General features: G+C 71.3%; 16 protein-coding genes. 4 read left to right on the top strand and 12 right to left on the bottom strand.

The window, feature by feature from the left end; translation table 11 throughout:
* Positions 1-2: 2 nt before the first annotated feature.
* The 4 genes from ACWCSU_RS41055 to ACWCSU_RS41040 all read right to left on the bottom strand — a co-directional run bounded on the left by ACWCSU_RS41055 (position 3) and on the right by ACWCSU_RS41040 (position 4,301).
* The gene (locus ACWCSU_RS41055; protein WP_449942075.1) at positions 3-1,649 is read right to left on the bottom strand and encodes an acetolactate synthase; all 1,647 of its coding nucleotides are present in this window, start codon (positions 1,647-1,649) and stop codon (positions 3-5) included.
* Positions 1,650-1,726: 77 nt separating this feature from the next.
* Entirely contained in the window at positions 1,727-2,500 is a 774-nt protein-coding gene (locus ACWCSU_RS41050) for a DUF4097 family beta strand repeat-containing protein (protein WP_449942074.1), read from the bottom strand.
* The gene (locus tag ACWCSU_RS41045; RefSeq protein ID WP_357697291.1) at positions 2,497-3,150 is read right to left on the bottom strand and encodes a response regulator transcription factor; all 654 of its coding nucleotides are present in this window, start codon (positions 3,148-3,150) and stop codon (positions 2,497-2,499) included. The genes ACWCSU_RS41050 and ACWCSU_RS41045 overlap by 4 nt, the downstream gene beginning before the upstream one ends.
* Positions 3,141-4,301, bottom strand: coding sequence for a sensor histidine kinase (locus tag ACWCSU_RS41040; protein ID WP_357697293.1), 1,161 nt, complete (start codon positions 4,299-4,301; stop codon positions 3,141-3,143). Before ACWCSU_RS41040 ends, ACWCSU_RS41045 begins: the two co-directional genes overlap by 10 nt.
* Before the next feature lie 135 nt (positions 4,302-4,436).
* Between ACWCSU_RS41040 and ACWCSU_RS41035 the strand changes: the two genes are divergently transcribed.
* Complete coding sequence (locus ACWCSU_RS41035) at positions 4,437-5,012, top strand: hypothetical protein (RefSeq protein WP_449942073.1); 576 nt, start codon at positions 4,437-4,439, stop codon at positions 5,010-5,012.
* Here the strand turns inward: ACWCSU_RS41035 and bioD are convergent.
* Positions 5,009-5,716 (bottom strand): dethiobiotin synthase, encoded by a 708-nt coding sequence (gene bioD / locus ACWCSU_RS41030; RefSeq protein ID WP_449942072.1) that lies wholly within the window; start codon positions 5,714-5,716, stop codon positions 5,009-5,011. The two genes, ACWCSU_RS41035 and bioD, sit on opposite strands and share 4 nt — an antisense overlap.
* Before the next feature lie 35 nt (positions 5,717-5,751).
* Positions 5,752-6,471, bottom strand: coding sequence for a GntR family transcriptional regulator (locus ACWCSU_RS41025; protein WP_357697299.1), 720 nt, complete (start codon positions 6,469-6,471; stop codon positions 5,752-5,754).
* Between the two features lie 462 nt (positions 6,472-6,933).
* Here ACWCSU_RS41025 and ACWCSU_RS41020 point away from each other — a divergent pair, with 462 nt between their 5' ends.
* Positions 6,934-8,403, top strand: coding sequence for a histidine kinase N-terminal domain-containing protein (locus ACWCSU_RS41020; protein ID WP_357697301.1), 1,470 nt, complete (start codon positions 6,934-6,936; stop codon positions 8,401-8,403).
* A 141-nt stretch (positions 8,404-8,544) separates the two neighbouring features.
* Here ACWCSU_RS41020 and ACWCSU_RS41015 read toward each other — a convergent pair whose 3' ends face one another.
* Positions 8,545-8,799: a WhiB family transcriptional regulator gene (locus ACWCSU_RS41015; protein ID WP_113705541.1), complete on the bottom strand. Its 255-nt coding sequence runs from the start codon at positions 8,797-8,799 to the stop codon at positions 8,545-8,547.
* A gap of 272 nt (positions 8,800-9,071) precedes the next feature.
* Complete coding sequence (locus ACWCSU_RS41010) at positions 9,072-10,037, bottom strand: diacylglycerol/lipid kinase family protein (RefSeq protein WP_449942071.1); 966 nt, start codon at positions 10,035-10,037, stop codon at positions 9,072-9,074.
* 89 nt (positions 10,038-10,126) lie between these two features.
* Between ACWCSU_RS41010 and ACWCSU_RS41005 the strand changes: the two genes are divergently transcribed.
* Positions 10,127-10,510: a hypothetical protein gene (locus tag ACWCSU_RS41005; protein ID WP_357697305.1), complete on the top strand. Its 384-nt coding sequence runs from the start codon at positions 10,127-10,129 to the stop codon at positions 10,508-10,510.
* Here the strand turns inward: ACWCSU_RS41005 and ACWCSU_RS41000 are convergent.
* The 3 genes from ACWCSU_RS41000 to sodN all read right to left on the bottom strand — a co-directional run bounded on the left by ACWCSU_RS41000 (position 10,507) and on the right by sodN (position 12,258).
* Complete coding sequence (locus ACWCSU_RS41000) at positions 10,507-11,286, bottom strand: RNA polymerase sigma factor SigF (RefSeq protein ID WP_352352343.1); 780 nt, start codon at positions 11,284-11,286, stop codon at positions 10,507-10,509. The two genes, ACWCSU_RS41005 and ACWCSU_RS41000, sit on opposite strands and share 4 nt — an antisense overlap.
* A gap of 17 nt (positions 11,287-11,303) precedes the next feature.
* Positions 11,304-11,729: an ATP-binding protein gene (locus ACWCSU_RS40995; RefSeq protein ID WP_357697307.1), complete on the bottom strand. Its 426-nt coding sequence runs from the start codon at positions 11,727-11,729 to the stop codon at positions 11,304-11,306.
* A 127-nt stretch (positions 11,730-11,856) separates the two neighbouring features.
* Positions 11,857-12,258: a superoxide dismutase, Ni gene (sodN, locus tag ACWCSU_RS40990; RefSeq protein WP_352331376.1), complete on the bottom strand. Its 402-nt coding sequence runs from the start codon at positions 12,256-12,258 to the stop codon at positions 11,857-11,859.
* Positions 12,259-12,347: 89 nt separating this feature from the next.
* Here sodN and ACWCSU_RS40985 point away from each other — a divergent pair, with 89 nt between their 5' ends.
* A complete protein-coding gene (locus tag ACWCSU_RS40985; RefSeq protein ID WP_357697309.1) occupies positions 12,348-12,641 on the top strand; it encodes a S24 family peptidase in 294 nt (97 codons plus the stop codon).
* A gap of 37 nt (positions 12,642-12,678) precedes the next feature.
* On the opposite strand, the gene ACWCSU_RS40980 is transcribed toward ACWCSU_RS40985, so the two are convergent.
* The gene (locus ACWCSU_RS40980; protein WP_449942070.1) at positions 12,679-13,107 is read right to left on the bottom strand and encodes a CGNR zinc finger domain-containing protein; all 429 of its coding nucleotides are present in this window, start codon (positions 13,105-13,107) and stop codon (positions 12,679-12,681) included.
* Between the last annotated feature and the right edge of the window lie 10 nt (positions 13,108-13,117).

Raw genomic sequence — 13,117 nt, 5'->3', positions numbered from 1 at the left:
GGTCAGATCCCCGTCGTGTTGCGGGGGTAGGCGACCTGCGGGTCGGTGGCGATGTTGACCATGTACGGGATGCCGGAGTCGAACGCCCTGCGCAGCGCGGGCCCGATCTCCGACGGCTTGGTGACCAGCTCGCCGCCGCCGCCCAGTGCCGTCACGACCTGGTCGTAGCGGCACTGCGGCTGGAGGTCGGCGGCCACGTCGTAGCCGTACAGGAGTTGCATGGGGTGCTTCTCCAGGCCCCACATGCCGTTGTTGCCGCAGATCATGACGACCGGCAGGCGGTGGCGTACGAGGGTGTCGACGTCCATCAGGGAGAAGCCGGCGGCGCCGTCGCCGAGCAGGAGCACGACCTGCGAGGACGGACGGGCCAGCCGGGCGGCGATGGAGTAGCCGAGCCCGGTGCCGAGGCACCCGTACGGGCCGGGGTCGAGCCAGTTGCCCGGCTGCCTGGGCTCGACGTACTTGCCGGCGTAGGAGACGAAGTCGCCGCCGTCGCCGATGACCACGGCGTCGTCGGCCAGGACCTTGCCCAGCTCGCCGTAGATGCGCATGGGATGGATCGGGTCGGTGTCGGCGGCCAGCAGGCCGGCGTCGCCCTCGATCGCCGCGGCGGCGGCGTCGGCCAGCGTGGACAGCCAGGACGCGTACGAGCCGGGCTTGACCCCGGCGTCGCCGCAGGCCGCGCCGAGGCTCCACAGGACCACCGACAGGTCGCCCGCGGCCTTGGCGGCGGGTTGCATGTGCGTGGCGAGCTGCGAGGGCGCGTCGGCGATGTGCACGACGCGGGCCAGCGGCGCGCCGTCCTTGCCGCCGAACCAGCCGTAGCCGAGCCGGAAGTCGAGCGGGGTGCCGATCACGATGACCAGGTCGGCCTGGGAGAAGGCCAGGCCGCGGGCGCGGGTGACGAGCAGCTCGTGCCCGGCGGGCAGGATGCCGCGGCCCTGGCCGTTGGGGATGACCGGCAGCCGCCAGGTCTCGGCGAAGTCGCGCGCGGCCTCCTCGGCCCGGTCCATCCACACGTCGGAGCCGTAGACCAGCACCGGACGCTGGGCCTCGGCCAGCAGCCGGGCGATGGAGGCCAGGTCGTCGGGGTCGGGCTCCAGCGGCGAGGGCGACTGCGTGTGCACCTCGTGGGCGGGCGAGGGGGCGAACAGGTGGTCCATGTAGAAGTCGAGGAAGACCGGGCCGCGTTGGGGCGCGACGGCGGTGCGGAAGGCCGACTCGACGTCCTGGCCGACCGAGTCGGCGCCGGAGGCGGTGAACGACAGCTTGGTGATCGGGCCGAGCAGCGGCGGATGGTCCATCTCCTGGAGGGCGCCGCTGCCCCAGCGCGACTGGGGGGCGCGGCCGCCCATGACGACCACCGGCGAGCCGTTGAAGTGCGCGGTCGCGATGCCGCTGACGCCGTTGGTGATGCCCGGGCCGGCGGTGAGCACGGCCAGGCCGGGCTTCCTGGTCAGCCGGGCCGTCGCCTCGGCGGCGAAGACCGCGCTCTGCTCGTGGCGTACGTCGAGGATGCGCATGCCCTCGTGCACCGCGCCGTCGTACAGCGGGAAGACGTGGCCTCCCGACAGGGTGAACATGGTCTCGACGCCATAGGCCTTGGACACGGCGACGGCGACGTCACCGGCGTGCTTCGCAGACTCCATGCCGGGAACTTACCAACCAGTGATAAGAGTAAACAGATCCTCAGGCTTGCGTCTGGACTGGACCGGGTGCTCTGCCGCTATCCGCAGCAGACGCGGACCGAGCCCAGTGGCGCCCGTGCCTCGACCTTCCTGGGCGCGCCCGTGGACGCGTCGACCTCCACCTCGGTGCGCCGTCCCTCGGTCGTCACGTCGTAGGTCTCCGGCGGCAGGCGCAGCTCGACGTCGCCGGTGGCCCGCGCGACGGCCCTGACCGTGAGGGGCGGGCTGGCGAAGTCGAGCCGTACGTCGCCCGAGCCGGTCTCGACGTCGGCCCGGGTGCCGAGCAGCGAGTTGCCGTTGACGGTCCCCGAACCGGACCTGGCCCACAGCCCGCCAGTGATCCCGTCGGCCCGCACGTCCCCTGACACGGTGGTCAGCCGCACGGCGCCGACCACGTTGCCGACCGAGAGGTCGCCGACGGTCGTCCGGGCCTCGATCCCGGTCTCGAACGGCACCAGAAGCGTGTAGTCGGCCCGGCACACGGGACCGTCCGGGTCGCGCGAGGCCCCGCACCGGATGTCGAGCCGCAGGGTGTCGCCGTTCCAGTCCTCGGTGATCACCGGCCGGTCGATCGAGGTCCAGCCCACGTTCCGCGCGATCGTCAGCTCGCCCGCCGGGCCCGGGGCGATCTCCACGTTCACCTCGCCGCTGCCCGTCGTGACCTTCAGCGTGCTCAGCTCGAACGGCACCGACCTGACCTGCCTCTCCTGCGGCGCGGTGGCCCGGGCGAACCCGTTCCAGACCAGCAGGACGGACAGCAGCAGGGCGGCCACCGTGGCCACGGCTCCCGCCGTCAGCCATATGGCCCTCACGGCATGCTCCTGATCTTGAGGAACTGCAGGACGGCGAGGACCCGGCGGTGATCGCCCTCGGCGGGGGACAGGTCGAGCTTGGTGAAGATGTTGCCGATGTGCTTGCCCACGGCCCCCTCGCTGAGCACGAGCGCCTGGCCGATGCCGGCGTTCGAGCGGCCCTCGGCCATGAGCTTGAGCACCTCGTGCTCGCGTGGCGTCAGCCGTTCCAACGGGTCGCTGTCGCCGCGCAGCAGGAGCTGGGCGACGACCTCCGGGTCGAGGGCGGTGCCGCCGCCGGCGACCCTGCGCAGGGCGTCGATGAAGTCGGCCACGTCGGCCACCCGGTCCTTCAGCAGGTAGCCGACGCCGCCGGTCGCCGTGGCCAGCAGGCGGGCGGCGTAGCGTTCCTCGACGTACTGGGAGAGCACCAGCACGGGCAGGCCGGGATGCTGGCGGCGCAGCACGAGAGCGGCGCGCAGCCCCTCGTCGGTGTGCGTGGGCGGCATCCGGACGTCGGTGATCACCAGCTCCGGCCGGTGCTCCTCGGCGGCCCGCAGCAGGCCCTCGGCCTCGTCCACGGCCGCCACCACCCGCATGCCGGACGCGTCCAGCAGCCTGATCAGCCCCTCGCGCAACAGGACGGAGTCCTCGGCCAGCACTACTCGCACGGCAGGTCCACCTCGATCGTGGTCGGCCCGCCGAGCGGGCTGGACAGGCGCAGCGTCCCGTCCACGGAGTCGATGCGCTGGGCCAGGCCGCGCAGCCCGGTGCCGCCGTCGAGCCGGGCGCCGCCGCAGCCGTTGTCGTGCACCAGCACGTGCAGGCGGTCGCGCTCGCGCCGGGCCGTCACCTCGGCCCTGGTCGCGGCGGAGTGTTTGGCGATGTTGGTCAGTGCTTCGGACACGATGAAGAAGGCCACCGCCTCGATGGTCGGGGAGACGCGCCGGTCGATGTCGACGCGCAGGCGTACGGGAAGCGGGGCGCGGGCGGCGACGCCGGAGAGCGCCGCGTCGAGCCCCTGGTCGTTGAGCACGGCCGGATGCAGGCCGCGGACGAAGTCGCGCAGCTCCTTGAGCGCCTGCTTGGCCTCCTCGTGGGCCCGCTCGATCGCCTCGCGGGCGGGCTCGGGCAGGTCGGTGAGGGTGGCCCTGGCCAGGCCGAGGTTCATGGCGAGCGAGACCAGGCGCTGCTGGGCGCCGTCGTGCAGGTCGCGCTCGATCCTGCGGCGCTCGGCGTCGGCGGCGTCGATCACGCCGGCCCGGCTCTCGGTCAGCGTCTCGATGCGCTGCCCCAGCTCGTTACGGCTGGGCCCGAGCAGCGTGCGCGCCACCGACAGGTCGAGCGCCGCCATGCCCCTGGCCAGGAGGGGGGCGAGCAGCAGCAGTGCCAGGCCGGTCGCCATGGAGACCCCCGCGATGACCGGATCGCGCAGGTCGACCAGGAACACCAGCGGCGGCGCCTGTATGCGCGGTGGCAGGAACGCCAGCAGCCCCACCACGGCGCCGCCCCACGCCAGCGCGACGAGGAAGGCCGCCGCCGCGCCGACGAAGGGCGACAGCAGGTGGTAGGCGATCTGCCGCCAGGTGGTCGCCCTGCGCCAGCCGGCCGGGCCCACCGGCGGCGGGATGCGTACGTCGAGGAAGGCCGCGAACCTGGACCGCTGCACCCGGGTGAACACCGGGACGCCGCGCCGCAGCACCGGCGGGGCCACGGCCAGCAGCAACGTGAGCCCGCCGAGCACCATGGCGACCGGCAGCCCGATCATCACGTGGGACGTGTCGAGCCAGGCACGTGCCGACCAGGGACGGGGGACTTTCATGCGTCAAAGGTATTGACCCACCAGACCCCCGCGAAATGGGTCTGGTGTGCCGGTGGACGGTAGGGCTAACCCCACCCTCGAACCATTGCCGCGCACCGGACATCTCATTTCCAAACAGACCAAGGGGAGGTTCGCATGTTCGCAGCAGGGGTCGCCGCGCTGGCGGCCGCGTCCACGCTGCTGGGCGGGTTACCGCACGGCATGTTGTTCCTGGAGAAGCACCCGCCCGCCAGGCAGTGGGAGACCTACACCGTCAAGAACTCCGTCGAACTGCCGCTCCAGCTCGACCCGTGCCTGTCGTACCGCAGGCGGGACGGCGGCCGCCTGGAGGCGCGGGCCGTCCTGTACTCCAGCGAGGACGAGATGAAGTACGAGCAGCTCGTCGTCTACAAGGACGTCCGGCACGCCGAGGCCGCCATGCGCGTCCTGCGCGCTGACCTCAGGCGCTGCGCCGACGCCGGCAAGGGCGTCAACCGCCGCCGCTACTTCACCCGGCCCCTGGACGTGGGCGACGACGGCCTGCGCGCCGGCGGCCGCTTCTTCGAGAACGGCGAGCACGCGGTCGCCGTCAGGCGCGGCGCGGCCCTCTACATCGCCGGCGAGTCGGCCTGGCCGACCAGGAGCCTGCCGCTCAAGGGCTTCAAGGGGCTGATCGGACAGGCGCGCGAGATGACCGTCAGGGTCTGCCGCCTCCCCGAGGCCGCCTGCTAGAGCACCCCCACCCGCCGCTTGAAGGCGGACGGGTCGAACGAACCGCCCAGCGTGGCGCCCAGCCCCTCGCGCGCCGCCCGGACGAACGCCTCGCGGCCGAGTCTCCCGGCTCCCTCGGGCAGCACCCCCGCCAGCGGCCGCGCGGCCAGCATCTCCAGATCGGCGACGTTGCTCCGCTCGATGATCCCGGTCTCCGCCGGCCAGCGCCCGATCACCACGCCCGCCGGGTCGAGCCCCCGGTGCGCCAGGGCCTCCAGGGTCAGCGCCGTGTGGTTGAGCGCCCCGATCCCGGCCCCGGCCACCACGAGCACCTGTGCGCCCACCAGGCGGGCCAGGTCGGCGATCGTCGCGCCGTCCTCGTCGAACCGCACCAGCAGCCCGCCCGTGCCCTCGACGACGACCAGCCGGTTGCTCTCGGCCAGCTCCTCGACGAACCGGGCGGTGGCCGTCAGCGACACCGGCGGCACCCCGGCGACCCGCGCCGCGGCGGCCGGGGAGAGCGGCTCGGCGTAACGCGCCAGCTCGAACGTGGTGCTCACCCCGGACAGCCGGATCACCTCGTCGAGGTCGTGGCCGCCGCCGGTCTGCGCCGGCTTCACCACGGCCACGGACGACCCCCGCTCCACGGCCAGGGCGGCCAGCGCGGCCGACACGACGGTCTTGCCCACGCCGAAGTCGGTGCCGGCCACGACGAGAACGCTCATCGTCCCAGCCTAGAAGCCGCCGTCCGCGATCGCGGTCAGGGACGCCGCAGGCGCGTGACGAACTTGTACCGGTCGCCGCGGTAGAGGGACTGCGCCCACTCCACCGGGTGGCCGTCGGCGTCGAAGGCGTGGCGGGTCAGCAGGAGCATCGGCAGGCCCACGTCCACGCCCAGGGCCTTGGCGTCGTACGGGGTGGCCAGGACGGTCTCGATGATCTCCTCGGCGTCCGTGAGTCGTACGTTGTAGGCGTTGTGCAGCGTCTCGTACAGGGAGGCGTGCACCTCCAGCTCCCGGCGCAGGCGGGGGAAGCGCCGCGCGGACAGGTGGGTGGTGTCGATGGAGACGGGCTCGCCGTTGGCCAGCCGGAGCCGGTGGATGCGCAGCACCCGGCCGCCGGGGTTGATGGCCAGCCGCCGCGCGAGCGCCTCGTCGGCGGTGATGTAGCCGATCTCCAGGATCTTGGTGTCCGGCTCCAGGCCCGCCGTGCGCAGGTCGCCGATGTAGGAGGTGAGCTGGAGCACCTGCGCGACCTTCGGCTGGGCCACGAACGTGCCCTTGCCCTGGATGCGCAGCAGCCTGCCTTCGACGACCAGCTCGGTCAGCGCCTGGCGGACGGTGGTGCGCGAGGTCTCGAACCGCACCGCCAGCGTGCGCTCGGGAGGCAGGGCGGTGCCCGTGGGCAGGCTCTTGGTGAGCTCCAGAAGACTGCGCTTCACGTCGTAGTACTTGGGAACGCGGGGGCCGTCGTCGGTCACGCTCTCACCTTCACTTCTGGCACGGCGGTGAGGGCGTGTCTGATCACCGCGAGATCATCGGAACTCATATCGGCCCGAGCGGTCAACCACCTGGAGGGACGGCATATCCGCACGGAGCGCGCACACCACCAAGTACGCGCGAATCCGGGCAGCTCAGACTGATTGTGAAGGATATCCACAGCAGCGTGCGCGATCGCAACCGAGGCCGGTGCCGGGCCCGCGTCATCGAGGAGCCACCCGCCCGTGTCGATCACCTCCGGCATGCCCGTGAAGTCCCGTCATGGGGATCGGGCGAACCCCGCCGTGTGACGGTTCTCACACCATGAGATTCCCCGAAAGTCGCGCCGGGTGCACGGTGGCGCACCCGTGTGCGGTGCGCGGAGTCCTTCCCCGGCCAGGAGCTGCGCATTCGATCAGGGGGTCGGTTTGGCTGTTGGCGGCCGAAGCACGCATGATGCACTCGTGCCGACTCTCAGCGACCTCGTCGCCCGCTACACCGCACTCGACGAGGCGGACCTCGACTGGCTGCACTCACTGGTCTCCGACTGGCAGCTGCTGGCCGACCTGTCCTTCGCCGACCTCATCCTGTGGGCGCCGCTGCTCGGCGAGAACGGCTGGATCGCCATCGCCCAGATGCGCCCCACCACCGGCCCCACCGTCTACCACGACGACATCGTCGGCAGCATGGCCGCCAAGGGCGAGCGCCACCTCATCGACACGGCCTGGAACGAGCGCCGCATCTGCCGCGAGGGCGACCCCGACTGGTCCACGGGGGTCCCGGTCCGCGAGGAGACCATCCCGGTGCGCCGGGCGGTCGACAACGGCGAGGGCCGCTTCCTCGGCGTCATCCAGCGCTCCACGAACCTCTCCTCGGCCCGCACGCCGTCCCGGCTGGAGCTGACCTACCTCCAGAGCGCGTCCGACCTGGCGCAGATGGTCGCCGAGGGGCGCTTCCCGTTCTCGGGGGAGGAGCCGATCCTGGTCCGCTCGCCCCGCGTCGGCGACGGCCTGCTGCGGCTCGACCGGGCCGGGCGGGTCACGTACGCCTCGCCCAACGCCCTGTCGGCCTACCGGCGGCTCGGCCTGCACGCCGACCTGGTGGGCGCCGAGCTGGGCCGGGTGACGGCGACGCTGTGCTACTCCGACGAGCCGATCAACGAAGACCTGATGATCGTGGCCAGCGGGCGCGCGGCCAAGGAGACCGAGGTCGAGTCGGGCGGCACGATCGTGCAGCTCAGGGCGATCCCGCTGATCGTCGGCGGCGGCCGCATCGGCGCGCTCGTCCTCATAAGGGATGTCACCGAGCTGCGGCGGCGCGAGCGCGAGCTGATGACCAAGGACGCCACGATCCGCGAGATCCACCACCGCGTCAAGAACAACCTCCAGACCGTCGCCGCGCTGCTGCGGCTCCAGGCGCGGCGCCTTCAGGTGCCCGAGGGCCGCGAGGCGCTGGAGGAGGCCGTGCGCCGCGTCGGCTCGATCGCCATCGTGCACGAGACGTTGTCGCACGCGCCGGAGGAGTTCGTCGACTTCGACGAGATCGCCGACCGGGTGATCGCGATGGCGGGCGAGGTGTCGGCGGCCGAGGCGGCGGTCACGCCGAGGCGGGTGGGGGCGTTCGGCGTGCTGCCCTCGCTCATCGCCACGCCGCTGGCCATGGCGCTGACCGAGCTGCTGCAGAACGCGTTGCAGCACGGGCGTCCCAAGCGCATGGAGGTGGTGGTCGAGCCCGCTCCCGACCGGCTGAACGTCACCGTCTGGGACGACGGGCGCGGCCTTCCCGCGGACTTCGATCTCGACAAGTCCACCAGTCTGGGGCTGCAGATCGTCCGCACGCTGGTGGAGGGGGAGCTGTCGGGCAGGCTCACGATCGAACCGCGCGAGGGGGGCGGCACGCACGTCGGGTTGTCGATCCCGATGCCGTCCGCGTGAGGTTCCGCAGGTCCGGGCGGCCGCCTCAGAGGTGGCGCGCCCGGTCCGTACGAGCCTGGCCGCCGCGTACGCGTCGCGACGGGGTCTTGGCGGAAACGTCGATCACGCCAAGCTGGACGGCTCCTGCGGGGAACAGCGGGGTCAGGCGGAGGCGCGGGCGCGGGCGCGGGCGGTGCGGCGCTTGAGAGCGCGGCGCTCGTCCTCGCTCAGACCGCCCCAGACGCCGGCGTCCTGTCCGGACTCCAGCGCCCACTTCAGGCACGCGTCGACGGCCGGGCAGGACCGGCAGACCTGCTTGGCCTCTTCGATCTGCATCAGGGCAGGGCCGGTGTTGCCGATCGGGAAGAACAGCTCGGGGTCCACGTCACGGCAGGCAGCTCGGTGGCGCCAGTCCATGCGTCCACTCCTTAGTAGATGGAACCTTTGGTCGGCTCCGTGCGGCTACTTTGTGAAGAGTTTCACTAACTCGCGCGAACAATTACCCGCATCCAGGTGTTGGACCGGGGTTGTCCGCCTGACAGCCGGAGGGCCTTGGGGTTGTTAAAGGTCCTACGTTCCGACGTCAGTGTTGAGCCTTTCAGCCACGCAGAGTGCACGCAAGAGGGTTGGGGCGAAGTTTTGGGGGTTATGGATGTCGGATGCGTCACACAATGACCGAATGTAACCGGCTAGACCAGAACTTGTAACGCGTTCGGGGTAGACCGGAATGTTACGGATTCGCGTTCGCCCAGGTAGTCCCCGTCCAGCTGGAAGGCCACGGGACGGTCGGCGGTGAGGGTGAACTCGGCCTCGTCGTGCAGCTGGACGAGATGCTTGCCGGACGGGACGGCGTCACTCTCCGTGAGGATCTGCCGGATCAACCCGGCGATCTGGACCGGCCCCATCCGCCTCAGCCCGAGCAGGTCGAGCCCGGTCTCGAAGCTCGCCCACGGCGTCGGCGTCACCGGCTTGCCCCCCAGGTACGTCCACGGCGAGGTGTTGGTGATGATGGTCATGAACACGCCCTCGGCCGCCGGGATGCCCGGCCCGGTCAGGGTCATCGGAGCATGCCGCTTGTCCGTGGCCAGATAGTGCCGCAGAGCGGTGTTCACATACCGGGCCGGGGTAGCCTTCCTCCCCGTGCCCCGCAGGCCCTCCACGGCCCGCACGACCTCGGCGTCGTACCCCATGCCCGCGCAGAAGGTGAAATACCGGTTGTGCCCCTCCCACAGCGCCTGCCCCAGGCCCACGGTCCGGCGCCGGCCCTCGCGCAGCGCCTCCAGGACCGCGCCGGTGGCCTCGACCGGCTCGTTCGGCAGGCCGAGCGAGCGGGCGAACACGTTCGCGCTGCCGCCGGGGATCACGATGAGGCCGGGGCGGCCGGAGCTGGGGTCATCGGCCGGCGGGGTGTCGTGGCCGTTGACCGGGTTGAGCAGGCCGTTGACGGTCTCGTTGATCGTGCCGTCGCCGCCGAGCACCGCGACCACGTGGAACCCCTTGGCATGGGCCGTGGCCGCCAGTGTCGCGGCGTGCCCCCGGTAGCCGGTCTCCTCCACCGACAGCTCCACGGCCGCGCCGAGCGCGCGGATCAACACGTCTCTCGTGCGGGCGTTGGTGGTGGTGGCCTTGGGATTGACCAGCAACATTGCGCGCATATCGCCAGCGTAGCCGCTGATCGCCGACCTGCTCGGGGTGGGGGAACATCCCCGGCGGGACCGGACCCCGGGGCGGATAGGGTTTGGCTGTGTCGAAGCGTCCGTGGAGTTTGCTCGTCGCCGCCGTCGTCGTGGCCCTGGAGGGGCTCGTCGCCCTCGGGCTCGGGATCTACGTAGCGGTGGAGACGGTGGTGAGCACGCCTGACAGTCTCACCACGGCCATCGCGGAGTCGGCCTTCGGGCTGATGATCGGGGCCGGGCTGCTCTGGGTCGCCTGGGGCGGCCTGCTCCGGGCGGAGCGGTGGGGGAGGTCGCCGGGCGTGCTGGCACAGATCTTCCTGCTGCCCGTCGGGGTCACGCTCATCCAGTCGGACCAGCCACTGATCGGCGTTCCGCTGATCGTGGTGGCCCTGACCGGGCTGGTGGCGCTGCTCGCGCCCCCCACCACCCATGCTCTCTACGGGGACGGTTAGTCCTCCGCGGTCAGCCCCTCACGCAACTGGGCGAGGGTACGGGCCAGCAGCCGGGACACGTGCATCTGCGAGATGCCGAGCTCGGTCGCGATCTGCGACTGCGTCATGTTCCCGAAGAACCGCAGCAGCAGGATGCGCTTCTCGCGCGGCGGCAGCCGTTCGAGCAGCGGCTTGAGCGACTCGCGGTATTCGACGCCCTCCAGCGACTCGTCCACGATGCCCAGCGAGTCGGACACCGCGGGGGCGTCGTCGTCGCCGGAGTCGGGCGCGTCGAGGGACACCGTGGAGTAGGCGTTGGCCGACTCCAGGCCCTCCAGCACCTCCTCCTCGGTCATCTTGAGGTAGGCGGCCAGCTCGGCGACCGTGGGCGCGCGGCCCTCGCGCTGCGACAGGTCGCTGATCGCCTTCGTCAGCGAGAGCTTCAGCTCCTGCAGGCGGCGCGGCACCCGGACCGCCCAGCCCTTGTCGCGGAAGTGCCGCTTGATCTCGCCGACGATGGTGGGCGTGGCGTAGGTGGAGAACTCCACCCCGCGCTTGAGATCGAACCGGTCGATCGACTTGATCAGGCCGATCGTGGCGACCTGGGTGAGGTCGTCGAGCCACTCGCCGCGGTTGCGGAAGCGGCGGGCCAGGTATTCGACCAGAGGAAGGTGAAGCTCGACCAGCTCATCCCTGATGCGCTGGCGGCGCGGTTCCTCGGGACCCAGCTCGGCCAGCTCGGCGAAGAGCAAGCGGGCGCGAACCCTGTCGGGCACGGCGTGTTCGCTGGTGGCCATGGCTCCAGTCCTTTCCGTCACGCCGGCCTCGCTGCGCCTCGGCGCTTACGCAGGACGATCGCCATGCGGTCGGGGGAGTCGGTCACGGCGTCGACGTCGTCGGCCAGGGCGGTCAGGACCATCCAGGCGAAGTCGTCGCGCTTCGGGGCGGAGTTGCCTACCGTGGCCACCTCGACGCTGACCTTCATCACGTCGCCGGTCAGCTCGAACTCGGCGGTCAGGTCGGTGCCCGGGACCGCCTCGCTCAGCAACATGGCACACGCCTCGTCGACCGCGATGCGCAGATCTTCGATCTCGTCCAGGGTGAAGTCGAGCCGGGCGGCCAGGCCGGCGGTGGCCGTACGCAGCACGGACAGGTAGGCACTCGCGGCCGGGAGCCTGATGCTCACCACGTCACGGATGCCGGCCACGCCCTCCGGACGCGTCTCGGTTTCCTCGGTCACGTTCCTCCTCGCGTTTCCGACGCCAACTGCAACTTACCGCTCCCGGGAGGTGCTTGGCGGATTCAGACTCGCCATCAACGGAAAAGGCTCTGTGCGGTCTGGACCGCACAGAGCCTTTTGTGCCGATTTAGGCGGCCTTGGTCTCCCAGAAGATCTTGGAGATCTCGTCGATCTTGGCCAGGAGCTCGTCGGCCTTGCCACCGTCGACGGTGCCCTTGGCGGCCGCGGCGCCCGCCAGCTTGGTGGCCTCCCAGAAGAGCTGGTGCAGCTGGGGGTACTGCTCCAGGTGCGGCGGCTTGAAGTAGTCGGTCCAGAGCACCCACAGGTGGTGCTTGACCAGCTCGGCGCGCTGCTCCTTGATGATGAGCGCGCGGGTACGGAAGACCGGGTCGTCGCTGGCCTCGTACTTCTCCATGATCGCCTTGACCGACTCGGCCTCGATCCGGGCCTGGGCGGGGTCGTAGACACCACAGGGCAGGTCGCAGTGGGCGGAAGCGACATGCTTGGGTCGTAGCAGTCGTGCGAGCATCAGAAAGTCCTTCCTTGATGCTGAATCAGCTTGGTCCACAACCGACCTTACTCGGGTCCCAACGCCTGTGGAGTAGGGGGTCTCTGCCCATGAGAGTGCGTGTCGAGGGCGATTCGATGCGTCCCGCGCTGGTTCCCGGCGACTGGCTCCTGGTCCGCCGGGGAGCCGTCGTCCATCCCGGCGACCTCGTCGTGGCCAGGCTGCCCGGCGATCCCGATCAGCTCATCGTGAAACGCGCCCAGTGGCACGGCGAGGGCGGCTGGTGGCTGGAGAGCGACAACCAGCGCGCCGGCGGGCGCCGGGACAGCTGGGACTTCGGGCCGGTCGAGGAGATCGTCGGGCGCGTCGTGCTGCGCTACTGGCCGCTGGTGCGCCGCAGCTGACCTCTCAGGCGACCGCTGCGACCCCGTGGGCGGCCCCTCAGCCTTCTTGGGCGCTCCTGCGGCGCCGGTAGGCCGCCACGTTCGCGCGCGTGGCGCAGCGGGAGGAGCAGTAGCGGCGGGAGCGGTTGGAGGAGGTGTCGAGGAAGGCGCGGGCGCAGCGCGGCTCGTGGCAGCGGCCCAGCCGGTCGGCGCCCAGCTCGGCGACGACGGCGGCCAGGCCCATCACCGCGCTGGCGGCGGAGTCCTCGGCCAGATGGAGGTGCCAGCCCTGGCCGTCGTGGTCCGACAGCCGCGGGTGCACCGGGTAGCGCACCAGCAGGGCGTTGAGGCGCTCGGCCACCGCGTGCGCGTCGCCCGCGGCGTCGAACACGGCGGCCAGCTCGGCGCGCAGGCCGGTCAGCTCCGGGGGCGGGGCGGGATCGTTGATCAGGCGGACCGCCCACTCCGCGTAAGAGGTCAGGTCCATGCGGGAGTAT

Source organism: Nonomuraea sp. NPDC001699 (assembly GCF_053596455.1).
Note: the sequence above shows the minus strand (reverse complement) of the source record. Positions and strands in the feature narration are given on the sequence as shown.

Excerpts from the sequence above, each read along its gene's own strand:
- ACWCSU_RS41055 (WP_449942075.1), bottom strand. The coding sequence starts at position 1,649 with ATGGAGTCTGCGAAGCACGCCGGTGACGTCGCCGTCGCCGTGTCCAAG.
- ACWCSU_RS41040 (WP_357697293.1), bottom strand. The coding sequence starts at position 4,301 with ATGAAAGTCCCCCGTCCCTGGTCGGCACGTGCCTGGCTCGACACGTCC.
- ACWCSU_RS41035 (WP_449942073.1), top strand. The coding sequence starts at position 4,437 with ATGTTCGCAGCAGGGGTCGCCGCGCTGGCGGCCGCGTCCACGCTGCTG.
- bioD (WP_449942072.1), bottom strand. The coding sequence starts at position 5,716 with ATGAGCGTTCTCGTCGTGGCCGGCACCGACTTCGGCGTGGGCAAGACC.
- ACWCSU_RS41015 (WP_113705541.1), bottom strand. The coding sequence starts at position 8,799 with ATGGACTGGCGCCACCGAGCTGCCTGCCGTGACGTGGACCCCGAGCTG.
- ACWCSU_RS41010 (WP_449942071.1), bottom strand. The coding sequence starts at position 10,037 with ATGCGCGCAATGTTGCTGGTCAATCCCAAGGCCACCACCACCAACGCC.
- ACWCSU_RS41000 (WP_352352343.1), bottom strand. The coding sequence starts at position 11,286 with ATGGCCACCAGCGAACACGCCGTGCCCGACAGGGTTCGCGCCCGCTTG.
- sodN (WP_352331376.1), bottom strand. The coding sequence starts at position 12,258 with ATGCTCGCACGACTGCTACGACCCAAGCATGTCGCTTCCGCCCACTGC.
- ACWCSU_RS40985 (WP_357697309.1), top strand. The coding sequence starts at position 12,348 with ATGAGAGTGCGTGTCGAGGGCGATTCGATGCGTCCCGCGCTGGTTCCC.
- ACWCSU_RS40980 (WP_449942070.1), bottom strand. The coding sequence starts at position 13,107 with ATGGACCTGACCTCTTACGCGGAGTGGGCGGTCCGCCTGATCAACGAT.